The 17,689-nt window shown below is 44.3% G+C and carries 14 protein-coding genes; 4 read left to right on the forward strand and 10 right to left on the reverse strand.

The genetic code is table 11. The features are described 5' to 3' along the window. Window positions 1-495 precede the first annotated feature (495 nt). From glmM to CA598_RS12350, 7 genes are all read right to left on the reverse strand, one after another. The gene (gene glmM / locus CA598_RS12320; protein WP_094871744.1) at window positions 496-1,836 is read right to left on the reverse strand and encodes a phosphoglucosamine mutase; all 1,341 of its coding nucleotides are present in this window, start codon (window positions 1,834-1,836) and stop codon (window positions 496-498) included. Between the two features lie 111 nt (window positions 1,837-1,947). Continuing rightward, window positions 1,948-3,405 carry a CdaR family protein gene (locus tag CA598_RS12325; RefSeq protein WP_094871746.1) on the reverse strand — a complete coding sequence of 486 codons (1,458 nt, stop codon included), beginning with the start codon at window positions 3,403-3,405 and terminating at the stop codon, window positions 1,948-1,950. After that, window positions 3,398-4,228, reverse strand: coding sequence for a diadenylate cyclase CdaA (gene cdaA, locus CA598_RS12330; RefSeq protein ID WP_060625814.1), 831 nt, complete (start codon window positions 4,226-4,228; stop codon window positions 3,398-3,400). Before cdaA ends, CA598_RS12325 begins: the two co-directional genes overlap by 8 nt. 218 nt (window positions 4,229-4,446) lie before the next feature. After that, a complete protein-coding gene (locus tag CA598_RS12335; protein ID WP_042192079.1) occupies window positions 4,447-5,061 on the reverse strand; it encodes a zf-HC2 domain-containing protein in 615 nt (204 codons plus the stop codon). A 121-nt stretch (window positions 5,062-5,182) separates the two neighbouring features. Beyond that, complete coding sequence (sigW, locus tag CA598_RS12340) at window positions 5,183-5,749, reverse strand: RNA polymerase sigma factor SigW (RefSeq protein ID WP_042192081.1); 567 nt, start codon at window positions 5,747-5,749, stop codon at window positions 5,183-5,185. 1,153 nt (window positions 5,750-6,902) lie between these two features. After that, complete coding sequence (gene ppc / locus CA598_RS12345) at window positions 6,903-9,695, reverse strand: phosphoenolpyruvate carboxylase (RefSeq protein WP_094871748.1); 2,793 nt, start codon at window positions 9,693-9,695, stop codon at window positions 6,903-6,905. A gap of 236 nt (window positions 9,696-9,931) precedes the next feature. Beyond that, window positions 9,932-10,825, reverse strand: coding sequence for a LysR family transcriptional regulator (locus CA598_RS12350; protein WP_094871749.1), 894 nt, complete (start codon window positions 10,823-10,825; stop codon window positions 9,932-9,934). 167 nt (window positions 10,826-10,992) lie between these two features. Here CA598_RS12350 and CA598_RS12355 point away from each other — a divergent pair, with 167 nt between their 5' ends. From CA598_RS12355 to CA598_RS12370, 4 genes are all read left to right on the forward strand, one after another. Continuing rightward, complete coding sequence (locus tag CA598_RS12355; protein WP_094871751.1) at window positions 10,993-11,961, forward strand: ABC transporter ATP-binding protein; 969 nt, start codon at window positions 10,993-10,995, stop codon at window positions 11,959-11,961. A gap of 90 nt (window positions 11,962-12,051) precedes the next feature. After that, complete coding sequence (locus CA598_RS12360; protein ID WP_094876704.1) at window positions 12,052-13,131, forward strand: ABC transporter substrate-binding protein; 1,080 nt, start codon at window positions 12,052-12,054, stop codon at window positions 13,129-13,131. A gap of 5 nt (window positions 13,132-13,136) precedes the next feature. Further along, window positions 13,137-14,816 carry an ABC transporter permease gene (locus CA598_RS12365; RefSeq protein ID WP_094876684.1) on the forward strand — a complete coding sequence of 560 codons (1,680 nt, stop codon included), beginning with the start codon at window positions 13,137-13,139 and terminating at the stop codon, window positions 14,814-14,816. Further along, the gene (locus CA598_RS12370) at window positions 14,813-16,123 is read left to right on the forward strand and encodes an MBL fold metallo-hydrolase (protein ID WP_094876685.1); all 1,311 of its coding nucleotides are present in this window, start codon (window positions 14,813-14,815) and stop codon (window positions 16,121-16,123) included. Before CA598_RS12365 ends, CA598_RS12370 begins: the two co-directional genes overlap by 4 nt. Before the next feature lie 103 nt (window positions 16,124-16,226). On the opposite strand, the gene CA598_RS12375 is transcribed toward CA598_RS12370, so the two are convergent. From CA598_RS12375 to CA598_RS12385, 3 genes are read right to left on the reverse strand one after another with little or no spacing between them, the layout of a single operon-like run. Next, window positions 16,227-16,508, reverse strand: coding sequence for a holin (locus CA598_RS12375; RefSeq protein ID WP_094876686.1), 282 nt, complete (start codon window positions 16,506-16,508; stop codon window positions 16,227-16,229). Window positions 16,509-16,521: 13 nt separating this feature from the next. Further along, window positions 16,522-17,214: a M15 family metallopeptidase gene (locus tag CA598_RS12380; RefSeq protein ID WP_094876687.1), complete on the reverse strand. Its 693-nt coding sequence runs from the start codon at window positions 17,212-17,214 to the stop codon at window positions 16,522-16,524. Then, window positions 17,215-17,619 (reverse strand): hypothetical protein, encoded by a 405-nt coding sequence (locus CA598_RS12385; protein ID WP_094871759.1) that lies wholly within the window; start codon window positions 17,617-17,619, stop codon window positions 17,215-17,217. Between the last annotated feature and the right edge of the window lie 70 nt (window positions 17,620-17,689).

A 17,689-nucleotide genomic window follows, 5' to 3' on the forward strand; every position in this document is an offset into this window, starting at 1 on the left:
ATGCACAGCCTTCTTCTCTGCCGTGGCAGAACTACCGTGTTTCTTTACGATGCGCGCACACATGAATTTTTATATTTCCTATGCACCCATGAAAACGTTGTGTGAAAGGTCGCCCTTCCATTTTCCGTCTCCATTTACGGCTCTGGTGCATCACCGGGAGGTCCCCGCCGAACATTTCGAACACCTCCACCTCGTCAGCTTACGTCTGCCGTGATCCGTTCAAGCCTTTGTCTACATAACCATGTAGCAGCTTTCCCTTCTCCCCCGCGCTCGACCAAGCTCTGGCGCTTGCTATTGCAAACCTCACAATCCCCGCTTTCCTTCTAGAATGACACTTAATCTATTATATGCACCTTGTATTACTTTGGCAATGCTGAATAACCTAAATTTCACAGATCCCTGTTTAGACGATCCATTCAAGAAATAATAAACACCGGTGTAATGATCCCGATACGATCTCGTTCATCACACCGGCTATAAAGTTATAGTAATGAATTATACCAATTCACGTTGAACAACTTCTACAATTTGATTCACATAAAGATCTAGATCTGCCTTATCAGGGCCCTCTGCCATGACGCGAATCAGAGACTCCGTACCGGACGGACGTACAAGCACACGACCATTGTCGCCTAGCTTGCCTTCTACTTCAGCGATAGCTGCTTCGATAGCCTGGTTGTTAGGATAATTCGTCTTATCTTGTACACGAACATTGACCAGCACCTGCGGGTATTTCGTCATCATGCCCTTAACCTCGCTAAGTTGTTTACCAGAAGCTTTAAGTGTATCTACCAGCTGGATAGCCGTCAGAATACCATCACCTGTTGTATTAAAATCAAGAAAGATAACATGTCCAGATTGTTCTCCACCTAGATTAAAACCGCCACGGCGCATTTCTTCCATCACATACCGGTCGCCTACAGCTGTTTTAGCAGTGTTCAGGGATAATTTCTCGGTAGCTTTGTAGAATCCGATATTACTCATAACCGTTGATACAATTGTGCTATCTTTCAGCTTACCAGCACGGTTCATTGCATCTCCACAAATACAGAGAATAAAGTCTCCGTCCACTTCATCACCTTTATTATCGATCGCAATCAATCGGTCAGCATCTCCGTCAAAAGCAAGTCCCAAATCCGCTCCATGACGTAATACTTCCTCACGCAAAGTCTCTGGATGTGTCGAACCAAATCCAGCATTAATATTCAATCCATCAGGCTCAGCACCAATAGAAATAACCTCAGCGCCCAGCTCTCTGAACAATCTTGGTGCAAGTTCATACGCTGCGCCGTGAGCACAGTCGAGTACAACCTTAATACCCTTGAAATCCTGAGAAATGGTTGTCTTCAAATACTCCAGATAGAGGTACTTGGCGTCATTATCAACCGTAACCATACCTAAACCAGAGCCGATAGGACGAGGCAATTCATCTACCTCAGCATCCATTAGTTCTTCAATGCGCAGCTCAGTTTCATCCGTAAGCTTGAATCCATCTCCGCCAAAGAACTTAATGCCATTATCCTCAACCGGATTATGTGATGCCGAAATCATGACCCCCGCATCTGCCTTTAATAATCTCGTAATATAGGCAACAGCAGGTGTACTCACTACACCTATACGGATTACATCTGCCCCAATAGACAGCAATCCAGCAATAAGAGCCGATTCAAGCAATGGTCCGGAAATACGTGTATCCATCCCAATGACAACCTTTGGTTTATGCACGTTACCCGCTAGTACATATCCTCCACAGCGACCAATGCTATAAGCCATTTCTGCAGTTAATTCACGGTTTGCTACTCCCCGCACACCGTCAGTTCCAAAATACTTCCCCATTATTTTTCTCCTTTGAATACGCTACATTAGCTTAATGTTCTATCCTATGATTTGAATACTATTTTGGTGTACCTTTGGGACATATCCTAAAAGACGTATTTCAATAAAAGGTTACGTGCCCCCTGTACCTACAGGATTTTCGGAATTCGTACTTGTGTTAGCTGTGCCATTATTCTCAGGACTGCTATCCGTGGGGACAGGCGTCGCTGTAGCTCCAACTTCTCCGCTATGGGTAGGCTTCTCAGTGGCCTCCTCATCACCTATAACAGGTTCAGAGCTTGGCTCAGGAGTAGGTACACTACCCGTGTCTGGATGAGGCGTAGGCACCGGCGTTGCAGGTGACAGCAACTGAACAGTTACCGTAAGCGGCACACTTGAATTAGCCAGTGCGATGAATTTAGGCAGTGATACCCGTAAAGAAACCTCGTGAGTTCCGGCAGTAAGGCCAGTCACATCAGCCACAACACCTATATCGTCTTTATTTAATTGATTTAGCAAAGTAGGTGCACCTGTTAAGGTAAGGGCTATATCCTTGCTTGTTGGATTAACAATACTTCCTTCTAACTCATCACCGACACCCTGTAACTTGATGGGTACCGCTTCAACCGTCCGTTCAGCAATTTCTGAAATCGTTAATGAAACGCTCACGGTTTCAGGCATTACTTTCTCAGTTCCTGCCGGAGGTTTCAGTTCTACCTTCAGCTGCTTCGTTCCTGCAGAATCTATAGCGCTAAGATCGACAGTTGCTTCATAGGTAGATAATGCAGCTAATGCATTGGCTTGACCATATACCACGACTGATTCCAGCTCAGGTGTCACATTTGATAAGACAAGGGAACCCGGAAGTTGTCCGGTAAAGCCGATATCCAGCGGTAAGCTCTTAAAAGGCAAGGTAATTGGCAATTCCACCGAAACGGTAGCCGGCTCAATGACGGCATCCTTCACTTCTTTTCCTTCGTTATCATAAGCATGCAGCTTCAATTTCTTCTCTTTAAAGGTTTCGTTCTCGCCATTTAGCTCAATAGTGCCTTGTACCTTCACCACTTTGCTTAACTCATTATCTGGCAACGTAACCTCAACAGTATCCGTAGGCTGCAAGACTGGGGTACCTAATTGATACCCCGCTGCTGGTTCTCCCTTGGTAACCAAAGTTACGGGAAAAGACTTTGTATTTCGCAGCTCTACATGTACGTTGACCTCTTTAGGAGTCATTCTTACAAGAGTTACACCTCTAGGTAATGAATACGAGAGTGGCAGCGTATTATCTCCAGGCTCAACCTTACTTAGATCAAGGGTCACTTTATAGTCGTCCGAGAACTGAAAGGAGATATCGGAGTTCTTCCCCTTAACCTCCATACTGACACTATCTACATCCTTGTATTCCAGCACATATTTATCTTTATCTAGACCGATCTCTTCGATCTTTACATTCTCAATAATCTTCGACTTAGTATCGACCGTGGTCTGTCCAACAGGTGCTGTGTCGACACGCACCATTGTAAACAGAATAATCCCAAACACAAGGGCAAGAATCTTATTGAAATTGTTATTGTTCATCCACTTATCCATGATTTTTGTCCCCCTTCCGTTTCCAGAAAGTTGAACCTTTCTCCTTCAGTGATGAACTTACGCTCAGCTCTTGATGGAGCTTCGAAATCATTGATTCTTCCTTAATGTCCCTTACAATTTGACCATTGATGGCCAGAGAAATCTGTCCTGTCTCCTCTGAGACAATGACAGATACTGAGTCCGCAACCTCACTAATCCCGATAGCTGCACGATGCCGTGTCCCCAGTTCCTTGCTAATAAAAGGGTTCTCAGACAAAGGTAAATAACATGCAGCCGCGGCGATCTGGTTCCCTTGCATAATAAGGGCTCCGTCATGCAAAGGGGTGTTAGGTATAAAGATGTTAATCAGCAGCTCAGAGCTGACCAGAGAACGCATGGCGATACCCGATTCCGTATATTCATTGAGGCCTGTCTCTCGCTCGAATACGATTAATGCCCCTATTTTTCTATGTGATAAATAATTTACGGCTTTAATCACTTCGCCAATTAATTTACTGAGTTCTTCATCACTTTCCCCAGCCCGTCCGAAAAACCTACCTCGTCCAAGCTGCTCCAGTCCCCTTCGTAGTTCTGGCTGAAAGATGATAAAGACCGCCAGTACACCGAATGTAAACATTTGATTCATCAGCCATTTGAGCGTATAGAGGTCTAGGATGGTACTCACAGCCCAAATCAAAACCAGGACCAGAATCCCCTTCAGCAGCTGAATCGCTCGAGTTCCGCGGACCATATTAAGCACTTTATAAATAATGTAGCTGACGATCAGTATATCAACAATATCTTTAATGGAATCTTTCCATGTTAAGTCTGTAAAATAACTCATTGCCTAAAACCCCCGTCATTTCATATTAGCTGGGTTTATGTAAAATGTCTGTTAGATCTGTATCAATATCTAGGTTATAACGTTCGGGCTCCAGTTGCAAGTTTAGCCCCTCACCCATTTTCTAAATTTTCTAATTTTAGGCAACAAAAAAGCGCCATCTTTCCGGAAAAAGAGGCGCAAAATAATATTCCAGCTCAAGGTAACCACTGTCGCTTTCTTTAACGGTAGGCAACTTCAGAGAACATGTTCGTCACTTTATACCAGAGCCAACTTACCGCTTGGTCTATGCTTTTGACTTGCCCGGAAATATGAGCTGTTGAAGCCTGATACAGAGAACCGTCAATGACTGTTACGTTGCCGTTCACTTCCCCATATACCTGTGCTTTACCATTCTCTATGGTAAGGTCACCGGTAATAATCTTGCCGGAAGGTACGATTACAGTATCCCCTTTGATGACCACTTGATCCAGATCTGCACCTCTAACTACAAGTTGTCTATCTGGACTCCAAAAGGTTACGGAGCTCATCAGCATTACGACTAGAAACAGAGATGCCGCTGTAAGTGCAGGGTGTCTCTTGATCCAGGTAACAAAAGCATTTTCTTTCTTGGTCTTTGGCAATGAACTCATTATCCGGCTCACAAGATCATCTGAGGCAACAGGATTCTGATGCATTAGGGAGAACATCAACATATCTGTCTGTTCTAATTCTTTAAACTTTGCACGGCAATCTGGACAGGATAGAAGATGCTCCTTCAATTCCCTCTGCTGCTGATCGGGCAAGTCGTCATCCAAGTAGTCGTGCATCATAGAGACGGCCAGTTTGCATTCCATAGGAGCCAATCCTTTCATGAGTGCTATTTAATTATCCTAAGACAAAGGGTCAGGACACATAAGACTTGCTTAACTTACATACGTCGCTCTCCCAAAGATGTTTCATAAAAAAAATCTATTTTTACATTTTAGGGCCTAATTTTTTACGTAAAAACTCACGACCTCTGTGTACACGCGTCTTAATCGTGGTTACAGGCATGTCGAGCACATCACTTATTTCCTGAAGCGATAAATCCTGCAGGTATCTAAGAATCATCACAGACCTGTATTTCACAGGCAGACTGTCAATGGCCTCGTAGATTAGCCCCTGTGTCTCAGAGAGCAGTAATTCGGTCTCAGGTGTTACATTATCACTTGGAATCAACGAATAGCCGTCAAGGCCCTCCTGATCGTTCATATCTGCATCGAGCGAATAGGTTGGTTTCCGTTTGCGTAATCTATCAATACAGAGGTTCGTTCCAATCCGATAAATCCAGGTAGAGAACTTCTGTTTGTCATCATACCGATCCAAGTTTCTATACACGCGCAAAAAGGTCTCCTGAACAATATCCTCCGCCTCATGGCGATTGTTCAGCATCCGGTACGCCAGATGATATATTTTGTCTTTATATAGTTCCACAAGCTCGGCAAATGCTCTTTGGTCGCCTTTTAAGGCGAGCTTTGTCAATCTGCCTTCCAAATTCTCCACCTGTTAACTCCCCCAGACTTGCCGCCCTTGGTATTTATTTTCAAATATCCACGGTACAAGCAATTAAATCGTAATTCAAGTTTGTGTAAAAATCAAGGATTGTATTGTAACCTTCTCTGTAAACTGAGTTAATTTCTAGGAATAAAAGATAGGGTGAATACAATGACATTCCTAAGAATGTTGGACTTTCGGTCGCTGTTATCCTCTGATTTCCTGATTATAAACCGCATATAGCGGTCGAAATCTGAGGATAAAGGCGATCGCATTCGCTCCTACAGTTCCAAAATTCTTCTCCATGCCCTCTTTCACCCGAATTTATTATTCTTATCATTTCCCTCGGACTACATCTCGGTTACATCGGTGGTGCAAGAAAGATCAATATTGGGCAAAGCACCACAATATTTTTCAGGACAAAAGAATCACTTCGCAGCATAATATTTAGTTTTATGAGCAAAGTAACTCGTATTAGGCAACAAAATCATCCCGTCGGTTGAATAGGCTTCTGTTAGTTTAAATTTGTCGCATATGGAGCAGACATTGTTGTACTTTCCGCAGGGTTTTCGGTGATTTGGCGTGTATGGACTCCAATGTAGGTTGAGGATTTCATTTTGATGGAACGAGTTATAGGGAAAACCTCCCTATAAATTAGGTCACAGCTGTTTTATGACCAAGTTATAAGGAATTTCTCCCTGTATATTGGCCAAATTCAATTAATTACACCAAGTTCAGCTGATATAAAGGGAACAATTCCCTATATTTTATCGAAATGACCTTATAATACCGATTTACGGGTAATAATTCCCTTTAATTCAGCATTTTGACCCTAAAGCAGAGAAATATGAAACTTAAAAATGTTAATGTGTGCGAGCAGACAGTAATTCCTATAAAGAAGCAAACAAACACGGGCTCCGGCGCTCCTTTTGTGTATCCTTTGCACACATTCATGGCAAAGTCCATAACGTGTGTGCCATAGCGCATCGCTTTATTTCGGTCTATAATGCTTCTTATGAAGAATATTGGTCAGATGATGACCGTGCATTTCCATGAATCCATGAAAGTAATCTTTTAGAATCTGCCGGATACTGCATAATTTCCTATACAAGCACAAAAAGTCCGCCCTAATAAAGGGCGGACTTTTTGTGTTAAGACTATATCAGCCGGTATTCCGAAGACCAGCGGCAATGCCATTGATGGTAAGCAATACTTCGCGGAGCAACTCGCTATCGTCTCCATCGACTTCACGGAGCGCTCTAAGCTCAGATAGCAACTGAACCTGCAAGTAGCTAAGTGGATCAACGTAAGGATTGCGGAGTCTGATCGACTCCTGAATCACAGGGACGTTATCCAGAATATCCTGCTGGCCAGTAATCTTCAGGATCAGCTCAGAGGTCAGTTTGAATTCATCTTCAATCTGGCCAAAGATCCGTTGACGCGCTTCCTCGTTCTTGCCCATGCTGGCGTATTCCTTAGCAATGATCAAGTCTGCTTTTGAGATAGCCATTTGCAGCGTATCTATCAGTGTAGTAAAGAATGAGAAGTTCTCATACATATGCTGCATAATCTTCAGATTCTCTTCCTTACCCTCATAGAAACTCTGCAGTCCGGTTCCAGCAGCATACCATGCAGGAAGCAAATAACGGCTTTGTGTCCATGCAAATACCCACGGAATGGCACGCAAGTCTTCAAAGCGGTCACTGTTCTTCCGTTTAGAAGGACGTGAACCAATGTTAAGCTCTCCAACCTCAGGCAGAGGTGTTGATTCTTTGAAGTACGTCAGGAAGTCCGGATCACGGAAAATCAAATCCTGATATTTGTGAAGCGAAACTTCAGAGATACGGGCAACAATCTCATCCCACTTCTCTTCATATAGATCCGCTTGCGGAATTCTTGCATTAATCGCTGCAGTCACAAGCGCAGATGTCGCTTGCTCTAGACTGCGGTAAGCAATCCCTTGCATTGAATAGCGGGAGGAGATAACTTCTCCCTGCTCTGTGATCTTAATCCCGCCGCCAATCGTTGAGGCTGGCTGAGCAAGAATGCTGCGGTTAAGCGGCATGCCACCACGTCCGAGCGCTCCACCACGTCCGTGGAAGAACTTCAGCTTGATTCCGAACTTATCGGCTGTAGCTGTAATCTCTTTCAGAGCAACACGCAGTTCCCAGTTCGCAGTGACCACACCGCCATCTTTGTTACTATCTGAATATCCAAGCATGATTTCCTGCAAATCATTCATTGCTCTTACTGCATCACGGTAGATAGGCATGCTGAGCAATCTATTCATAATTTGTGGGGCTTCATGCAAATCATCAATCGTTTCAAAAAGTGGCACAGCTTGCAGCGTGCATACGACAGTACCGTCGTTATCTTTGCGGAATAGTCCTACCTCTTTGGAGAAGACCATAACCTCCAGAATGTCGCTTGCCGCTTCTGCCATACTGATCAGGTAACTGGTGATACACTGTTTGCCGTACTCTTCTTGCGAAGCAAAGATCGTCCGGTACACAGCAAGACATTCCTCAGTTCCCTCACTATACGTCTGATAAGAAGAAGTGATTGGACGTGGATCATTCAACAGCTTCTCCAGCAGCTCAATCTTCTCATTCTCAGACAGTTTGGAGTAGTCCGGTGTAATATTCATTTTCGCCAGAATTTCAGTCATGGCATTCTCATGTTCTTGACTGTGCTGACGCACATCAAGTGTCGCCGTATGGAAACCGAACAGCTCCACTTGGCGGATCAATTTCTTAATATAAGTGTCGGCCACATAATCGGCATAGTGATGCCGTAAGCTGCGGTCAATCACGTTCAAATCATCGATAAACTCTTCAGGTGTAGAATAACGCTCAGGAGTATCTTTTTTCTCATCATCCAGAACATTTTGTGTCTTGGAGATCATATAGCTAAGTTTAATACGGTAAGGTTCATTGTCATTGCGCCATTCTTCCATCTTGCCAAGATTAATGATCTCACGATCAGCTTCAATGGATGCGGCTAGCTCAGGCGTCACCTTAACAATACTTGTGCTAAAGCTTAGATATTTCATGAGTTCACGCATAATCCGTTGATATTCCCGAATCGCCAGCTTACGCTGCATGCGCAAGGTCTGTGAAGTAACTGTAGAAGTTACCGAAGGGTTACCGTCACGGTCTCCACCAATCCATGAGCCAAAACGCAAGTAGGTTGGTACATGCCAATTCTGCCCTGGGTAGTATTTACTGAGACAACGTTCAAGTTCCTGATAAACATCGGGCAATACATGGAAGATCGTCTCATGGAAATAGTACATCCCATTACGTACTTCATCTAGTACGGTAGGCTTACGGTCACGCAGTTCATCCGTTTGCCATAGCGTAATCACTTCATTTAATAGCTTCTCACGGAGCTGTTCACGCTCCCGGAAGGTTAAGGTAGGGTTATCCAGACCCATAACATCATCAGATATCCGCTTATGAATATCGAGAATAGCACGGCGCATAGCTTCCGTTGGATGTGCCGTCATTACAAGTTCCAGAGATAATCCTGCAATAATCTCGTTAACTTCCTCATGAGAGAAATCACGTTCACGAAGCTCTTTTATCGCGCTTTCTATAGAACCGGGTTGGACTGTCTCCCCAGCTGAACGTTCATAATCACGTTTGCGGCGAATCCGATGGTTCTGTTCGGCAATATTCACGAGCTGAAAATAAATAGCAAACGCTCTTATTACCTGATGACGGTTCTCTGGATCCAAAGAATTGATTAACTCCTTAAATTCACTGTGCAGTTCAGGTAAAAATAGTGAGCGCAGCGATTTACTGGTTTCGCGAATTTTCTCCACGATCTCTAGTAGTTCGTTACCGCCTTGGTGAACCAAGACCTCTCCTAAAATGTTCCCCAAGAACCGTACGTCCCGTCGCAGCAGATTGTTAGAGTTGCTTTTGCTGACGGTAGTCGTAAGTTCGGTCATGCTGCTCCCCCCATTCTCTTCCGGATCAATGTGTTAATTATTGTCTGTCTAAAAATCGCCTATTAAAGCTTTCCTCATATCATACAATAAAACTGCGTGAAAATCTCCAACTATTTTGCGCTGTAAAGCGACACAGCATCTAAGATTATACACCAATTTCTCAATTTATACAGTCCTTATATTTTATGTATTCTTTCTTATATATAATGGCTCTAGCATACCTTCATTATGTGTATTTAAATACGGAGCGTTCGAATCTGATCGATGAACAGGCCAATAAGCGGAGAATAATGACGATCACGGTTATACGAATAATAAATATGTCTTTGAAAATTATAATCTGGAATGGTGCGCATTAGCAATCTTCCTCTGGCTACTTCATCCTCCACAGCAAGACGCGATATAAACGAAACGTACCTTCCACTCATAAGCGATTGCTTTATGGCCTCCAGTGAATCCAGTAAAATATAGGTCCTCGGCTCATTCCCCTCCCGCTCAAACCATTTATCCGTCAGTTGGCGTGTACTTGATTCCTTGTCATGTAATATAAAACTCGCTGAAGCAATCATAGCCGGGTTTAGATTAGAAAACGAAGCAAATTCATGAGATGGCGCAAATACAAGCACGAGTTCGTCCTCACACAAGGCTTGAGTATGCAAATCAGGCAGATAAAAAGATTCTGTAGACAAAATACCAAGGTCAATCTCATGGCTAGCCAGCATTTCTTTGATTACAGGGGAAGGCTTAACCGATAAAGAGATCGTAATCCCCGGATGTTGTTCTCCAAACAGCCCCAATATTTTTGGAAGAATATAAGTAGCTGGAACGTAACTCGCACCAATCTTAAGCGTTCCGCGACCCGCCTGACTGAACTCTTTTACAACCCGCTCCGCTTCTGCAGCGAGTGCATTGATTTTAGTTGCATAATGAAGAAACGCTTTTCCACTCTCCGTAAGAATCATTTTATCCATTCTGGATTCAAATAACTTCTCCCCCAATTGCTGCTCTAAATTCTTCAAATGGTACGTAACAGTGGGCTGCTTCAGTCCGAGTTTATCGGCTACTGTAGTTATTTTCTTATGTTTATTTAGCAGTTCTACGATTTCCAGCTTGATTAAATTAAGGTTCATTTTTCTCCACTCCCTCGCCTATTCCCTAAACGGTACCATAGAAGAATTCTATGAATGTTAAAATAAATCGGCAAAAAAGTTAATATCACAGTTACATTCAGCAAATATAGCGGGAATTCTTTACCTTTACACTAAGAACAAGCTTAAGAACAGGCAGGTAGATAGAGATGAAGGAAATTACAATCCACAGTTTGGAAAAGAAATTCGGAGATGTGCATGCTTTGAAGGCGGCAGATCTGAAGATTCCCGCTGGAAGCTTTACGACATTACTCGGTCCTTCAGGTTGTGGAAAGACGACACTACTCCGTCTGATTGCTGGGCTAGAAACACCGGATGCGGGAGAAATCCTAATGGATGAGGAGTTTATCTTCTCAGGCAACAAAAGAATTAGTCGCCCGATCCATAGCCGCAACTTTGGCATGGTCTTTCAAGATTTCGCACTCTGGCCGCATCTGACTGTCTTCGAGAATGTCGCCTTCGGACTTCGAGCCTCTAAGCAGAAGAAAGATTTACGGATTAGGGTTCAGCAAGCCCTTCGTTCTGTAAAGCTGGAAGGACTCGAGCTACGCTTTCCCCATCAGCTGTCCGGTGGACAACAGCAGCGGGTTGCTTTTGCCAGAGCTGTAGTTACTAGACCCCAGCTCGTATTGTTCGATGAGCCTTTAAGTGCGCTGGATGCGGTCTTGCGAGATGAAATGAGGCTGGAGTTAACCTCCTTGGTGAGGAACATGGGCATTACCGCTTTATATGTTACCCATGATCAAACCGAGGCGATGTCTATGTCAGATGAAGTGGTCGTTATGCAGGGCGGCACGATTTTACAAACAGGCTCTCCTGAGGAGATTTATCAGAAACCAAATCATCCCTTTGTAGCTCATTTTATTGGAAAATCCAACTGGATCGTTCCTGATAAGCAAATGCTTCGTCCGGAACATTTACGTTGGTCTCAGGAGGATGCTTCCTCTCTACCTTTTACAGGGACTATTCGACATGTGAGCTATATGGGTGACCGTTATGAAGTCATTCTGGACATGGAGAATGGAATCACTTGGACCGCTTATCATGATCAACGTTTACCTGTTGGAGAAACGATCCAGATCTATGCTTCTCAGCATCAGATCCATCATCTGAATTAAGCGTCCACTGCATGGAATAGCTATGTTTAATGCTGTTCCATGCAGCAAGATGCACAAAAAAATATTTGGGAGGCATTCAAATTGAAAGCAATGAATAACACTAAAGGACTTAGCACACTTCTTCTAACAACTATAATCGGTGCGAGTTTAGCTGGCTGTAGCTCCTCTAACACGCCTGCAGCTAACGCAAGTAACCCAACTTCAAATGCTAACACTACAGCTCAAACTGAAGCACCACAACCAACAGAGAAATCTCTGAGTGGCAATCTTGTTGTCTACAGTGCAGGTCCTGAGGGTCTAGCCAATAAAATTAAATCAGGCTTTGAAGCCAAAACCGGTGTTAAGGTCGAAATGTTCCAAGGCACTACCGGAAAAATATTAGCCCGTATGGAAGCTGAGAAGTCCAACCCAGTTGTCGATGTTGTCGTTCTTGCTTCCCTTCCGTCCATGCAAGGGATGAAGAAAGATGGATTATTACTTCCATATAAAGAGGCGGTTAACGCAGATAAGCTCGTTAGCGATTGGTCAGACACAGCAGATGGAAATTATTTCAGCTATAGCGCATCCGCACTAGGGATTGTCTACAATACCAAAAAAGTTAGCACACCGCCGACCTCATGGGATGACCTCACCAAAGCGGAATGGAAAGGAACCGTTAATATTCCAGACCCTTCGCTATCAGGCTCGGCTCTTGATTTCATGACTGGTTATTTAAGTGCTAAAGGGGACAGTGGCTGGGATCTTTTTAAACAATATAAAAGCAATGAAGTAGCGATGGCGGGCGCCAATCAAGAGGCACTTGATCCGGTGATTACCGGTGCTAAATCCGTCGTTGCCGCAGGTGTAGATTACATGGCTTATAAAGCAAAAGCTGACGGAGAGCCTGTAGATATCGTCTACCCTGCTGAAGGAACCGTAATCAGCCCTCGTCCAGCTGCGATTATTAAGACAAGCCCGAATGTAGATAATGCTAAAGCTTTTATCGACTATCTTCTATCCGATGAAGCTCAAGCGCTTGTTGCCAAAGCTTACTTGCTGCCAGGCAGAACCGATGTGAAAGCAGAGAATCGTGCAAATCTCGAAGAAATTAAGACATTTGATGTGAAATGGGAATGGATGAACGAACACAGTGATGAAGTTTCCTCAACATTCACACAAATTTTTAAATAAGCGTAATGAATATTAACTCTTTGCGCTCATTTAAATGGGTGAGCGGCGGACTTGCTTTATTTATACTGACAGTGCTTGTACTGCTGCCACTCCTGCTCATCTTCTGGACCAGTATTTATCCGAATGAGCAGCTGGAGATAGCCGCGCCACTACGAACTATTATGGGTAGTCATGATCTGGTAGAGGTACTGCTGAATTCTATCGGGCTTGGGGTAAGCGTCATTCTACTAACTACGCTATTTGCACTACCTCTGGCGTGGATTATGGCTAAGACGGACTTAGGGCATCATAACTGGCTCGATGTCGTGCTGTTAATCCCGTTTATGACACCACCATACATTGGTTCTATGGGTTGGATGTTGTTTATGCAGACAGGTGGGTATATGGAGCAATTTCTACCTGTATCCTCCGTGCTGACTCCGTACTTCTTTAGCTATGGAGGGATGGTGCTGATCATGAGCCTGCATTTATTCCCCTTCCTGTATTTACTGCTGCGTAATGCACTTTTGCAGATCGGGGGCAATCTGGAGGAAGCAGCCTCTGTTCATGGTGCTCCGTTCTTTTACAGATTTAAAAGAGTAATCATTCCCTTGCTATTATCCAGCTATGGGCTTGGAGCTCTTCTCATCTTCGTCAAAACGATTGCCGAATTTGGTACCCCTGCGACCTTTGGTCGTAGGATCGGCTTTTACGTTCTGACCTCTGAGATCCATAAGTATATCTCTAGCTGGCCGATAGATTTTGGAAAAGCTACTTCACTAGCGTCCTTGTTGCTCGGAGTTTGTCTAGTCATGTGGTACATCCAGACTCTAATTAGCAGCCGTTTCTCTTACCGCCTAATTGGAGGAAAAGGGACGCGCACTAAACGTTATAAGAGCACGGGAATCGTAGGGGTTCTTAGTTGGGGGTATGTTATTTTATTACTTCTATCATCTATCGGCATTCCTTATTTCTCGATCATTACAGCCTCATTATTGAAGCTGCGCGGAGAAGGCGTATCTTGGAGCAATTTAACCTTCAAACATTATGCCGAGCTGCTATCACCCGGTTCTCAAGGTCTTGAAGCCTTATTAAATAGCTTCACATTAGCTATCGTTGCTTCTAGTATCGCGGTTATTCTTGGGACTTGGTTTGCTTTAACCGTAGGAAAAGGAGCTACATTCAAGCAGAAAATTACAGATCTGTTCAGTTTGCTTCCCAACACTGTTCCTGGAATTGTAATCGTAGTGGGATTAATTCTGCTTTGGAATGCTCGCTGGATGCCTATCCCGCTCTATAATACCTACTGGATGGTTGTGCTAACCTATGTTGTGCTGTTCATCCCCTATACCGTTCAATATGTAAAAGCAAGCTACGGGCAGATCGATTCTTCCCTCATGCAAGCGGGACAAGTATTTGGTGGAAGCAAGCTTTATGTGTTCCGCCGTATCCTGCTCCCTCTCATCCTTCCGGGGATGGTGGCTGGCTGGATGATGACCTTTACCATTTCCAATCGGGAACTGGTAGCCTCCTTACTCATTCTTCCACCTTCAATGCAGACATCGGCGACCTATATTTTTGCCCAGTTTGAACAAGGTGCAGTAGCGATGGGGATGGCCATGGCCGTAATCTCTGTAGGCGTTACCACTATATTACTACTAGTCTTAGAATATTTAAGCCCAGATAGAAAGCGGAGACAACAATGAGCACACTAACGATTTGGGGAGGGGCCGGAGAGCATGGCCGTTCCTCCTATCTTTTGCAGAACAAGGGTGGGAAAGCTGGGATTCTACTCGATTGTGGTGTCAAAAAAGAAGGCCCAGGTGAATACCCCCTGCTAGATACAGATATCATTCCTCATTTGCAGGCCGTATTTCTGTCTCATGCGCATGAGGATCATTCCATAGCCCTTCCCCTACTATATAAGTACGGATATTCAGGTAAGGTATGGACAACGAAAGCTACCGTTAAACAGCTACCCGATTATTTCGAAGCTTGGGATAAATATGTGGCTGCTCAGTCCGCATCATTACCTTATGGAGAAATAGATAAGCAATCTATTCAGTTCATGTATTTGGAGGAGCATATCCCCCCTCAGACTTGGCTGAGGGTTGCACCTAATCTTCGAATACAATGGGGGCGAAGCGGACATTTAGCAGGTTCGGTTTGGCTGATCCTCGAATGGGATGGAACAATCGTATTTTTCTCAGGGGATTATACGAAGGAGTCGCTGCTGCTCATGGCAGATTCACCAACGATTGTGGAAGCCGGAGCTAAAGATGCCGTCGATCTATCCATTATCGATGCCGCCTACGGCGCGGATCCTGATGAGCAGCTTGTAAAGTTACAGCAATTAGAGTCAGCTATCTGTAGCACTCTGCAAAAAGGGGGTTCAATCCTCCTTCCGGTACCTCTCCATGGCAGAAGCCAGGAATTGATCGTATGGGCAAGCGAGTGCTTCCCCGATGAGCAGCTGATCGTCGAAGAAGAGCTCGTAGCACCGTTAAGAGGTTTGAGCGATAAGGCCGAATGGCTGAAAGAGGACGCTATTCAGCGCGTAGATATGCTTTTTAATAGAAAGAACTTGTGTATTGTATCTAACCCAGACGACCGCGCAAAGGCATTATTGAATCTCAAGGGCGCAATCGTATTTACCAATGATGGGATGATGCAGTCGGCAAAAGCACAAGAGTACTTTCATCAGCTCTCTGCTTCTCCTGACAACCATGTGATTTTTACGGGACATTTGGCGGCGGGTAGCTTTGGGCACCATCTCGTTAAACAATCTAGGGTAGAGGAATCTAGCGACATAAGATGTTCAATTTCACTCATACGCTATAAAGTCCATCAAGGCTTGCCAGACATTCGAGACATGCTCCAAACGCTTCCCAGCCGCCGGACGGTACTCGTTCATGCTCCCAAATCGCATATCGATCATGTTACTTCTATATTAGAAGGAGAAGGTTTTGCAGGACTGTACTCTCTACTTCCGGGTAATACGCTTTCGTTCTGAAGCTTAACTATGTAATCTTGTGATGGAAACAATGGGGCTCTTCCTTAGGTCTATTCAGACTTTTTGGAACAGCCCTTTTTTATGATTTGAACCTAATATCCATCTATTCTTTCGTCGTCCCCGGACGATCCTTAAAAGCTAGCTCAAACAACCCCGTCGCAGATAAACCAGCCAACCCCCCAGCCCAAAGGCGAAGGACGATATCCAGTTCGGTAAAAGGATACGCTGCCGCTCCGATGAGCAAACCTATTAATAGTCCGATAATTGGGACTGCATTACGCGGGATGTTGATACTATTTTTGACCAATTGAACCAGAGCCAGTACGAATACAGCTAATATAGAAGCAAACGCCATAACATCATCTAAAATCTCTCTAGTTTCCATGATATAACCCTCCTTAGTGGGTACTTGTAATCTCAACCGTTCTAGTGGCGGAATTATAACCTACCTGTGCGCCTAGCGCTTCTGCAATAACACGTACGGGAACGTAGGTTATACCTTTTTCAAGCACTCCATCTGCAATCTTAACCCCGTTAACCTTTACGACAGCAATAACCTCGCTCTTCAATTCTTCCTCCACCTTCCGATTGATGATCTTGTACGCGGCCTCCACTGCGGATATTGAGGGCTTGCCCCCTGCACGTAACTGAGTGAGCGTTAAGCCAAACGTCATTTGAAAATGTGGGTAGTCCTTAAAGCTCGTCCAATCGCCACCCCACTCAAAGCCCAGCGCCTTCGCCTCTTTCGCAACCTCCTGCCAATCTGCGATCTGATTGTTATTGCCGTCCCGGCACATATCCCATGACACACTCGATCCACTGGGTAACAAAAGAGCAAAGTCTACGGCCAACCCAAAATTATGATAGCTATACCCACCCCGCGCATTGGTGACAATCGCTCCCGGTTTGGTGCGTCCTTGTGCGTAAAGAGCATCCTGCTCGGCAATTGTTCGAAGTCCCTGTGTAATGAGAATGGGGATGTTGAGTTTGTAGCAACGTTCGATTAGAGCAGTAGCAGCGGAACGGACTACGGGGTGTAGGTTGGTTAAGCGTTTACTTGATTTTTCTTTAATTTGGGACAATGTGAGCATCTATACCCCTCCTTTAAATAAAAAGGCAATAATAGCAAAGATAGTACCCGCCAGAACGTATTTAAGTAGATCAACAAACACTTTTCGTTCGCTCTTACTGTCCGTCTGAGATTGTTGCAATAGCTGGAACACACGTGAGTCTAAAGTGTCCCAACGCCTCATAATCTCGTTAAATTGAATTTTCATTTCTATTGTTGATTGTTTAATTTGCTTCACATCTTCCTCATGGCGTGATTGTTTTTCTTTTAATATTAGAAGCTCATTACTAAAACTTAGATGTTCCGTTCCAAATCTAAAAATCTCGTCTTGGATGACTACAAGTCTATTTTCAACATCTTCTAAACGATGCTCAATGGGCGCTGCTTCAGCATCGCCTCCTCCTGAATTTACTCCCACAATGGTCATATAACAGCCCCCTTCTAAAGTGATAAATAAAACAGCCCTCGTAGCAGATACAAGGGCAAAATAAAAGCGC

Source organism: Paenibacillus sp. VTT E-133291 (assembly GCF_002264395.1).
In the GTDB taxonomy this organism is placed as follows: domain Bacteria; phylum Bacillota; class Bacilli; order Paenibacillales; family Paenibacillaceae; genus Paenibacillus_AQ; species Paenibacillus_AQ nitricinens.

What these genes read in the sequence shown, in the direction of transcription:
- CA598_RS12385 (WP_094871759.1), bottom strand. Translation starts at nt 17,619, where the DNA reads ATGACCATTGTGGGAGTAAATTCAGGAGGAGGCGATGCTGAAGCAGCG.
- CA598_RS12355 (WP_094871751.1), top strand. Translation starts at nt 10,993, where the DNA reads ATGAAGGAAATTACAATCCACAGTTTGGAAAAGAAATTCGGAGATGTG.
- CA598_RS12365 (WP_094876684.1), top strand. Translation starts at nt 13,137, where the DNA reads ATGAATATTAACTCTTTGCGCTCATTTAAATGGGTGAGCGGCGGACTT.
- cdaA (WP_060625814.1), bottom strand. Translation starts at nt 4,228, where the DNA reads ATGAGTTATTTTACAGACTTAACATGGAAAGATTCCATTAAAGATATT.
- CA598_RS12360 (WP_094876704.1), top strand. Translation starts at nt 12,052, where the DNA reads ATGAATAACACTAAAGGACTTAGCACACTTCTTCTAACAACTATAATC.
- CA598_RS12350 (WP_094871749.1), bottom strand. Translation starts at nt 10,825, where the DNA reads ATGAACCTTAATTTAATCAAGCTGGAAATCGTAGAACTGCTAAATAAA.
- CA598_RS12375 (WP_094876686.1), bottom strand. Translation starts at nt 16,508, where the DNA reads ATGGAAACTAGAGAGATTTTAGATGATGTTATGGCGTTTGCTTCTATA.
- ppc (WP_094871748.1), bottom strand. Translation starts at nt 9,695, where the DNA reads ATGACCGAACTTACGACTACCGTCAGCAAAAGCAACTCTAACAATCTG.
- CA598_RS12335 (WP_042192079.1), bottom strand. Translation starts at nt 5,061, where the DNA reads ATGGAATGCAAACTGGCCGTCTCTATGATGCACGACTACTTGGATGAC.
- CA598_RS12370 (WP_094876685.1), top strand. Translation starts at nt 14,813, where the DNA reads ATGAGCACACTAACGATTTGGGGAGGGGCCGGAGAGCATGGCCGTTCC.
- glmM (WP_094871744.1), bottom strand. Translation starts at nt 1,836, where the DNA reads ATGGGGAAGTATTTTGGAACTGACGGTGTGCGGGGAGTAGCAAACCGT.
- CA598_RS12380 (WP_094876687.1), bottom strand. Translation starts at nt 17,214, where the DNA reads ATGCTCACATTGTCCCAAATTAAAGAAAAATCAAGTAAACGCTTAACC.
- CA598_RS12325 (WP_094871746.1), bottom strand. Translation starts at nt 3,405, where the DNA reads ATGGATAAGTGGATGAACAATAACAATTTCAATAAGATTCTTGCCCTT.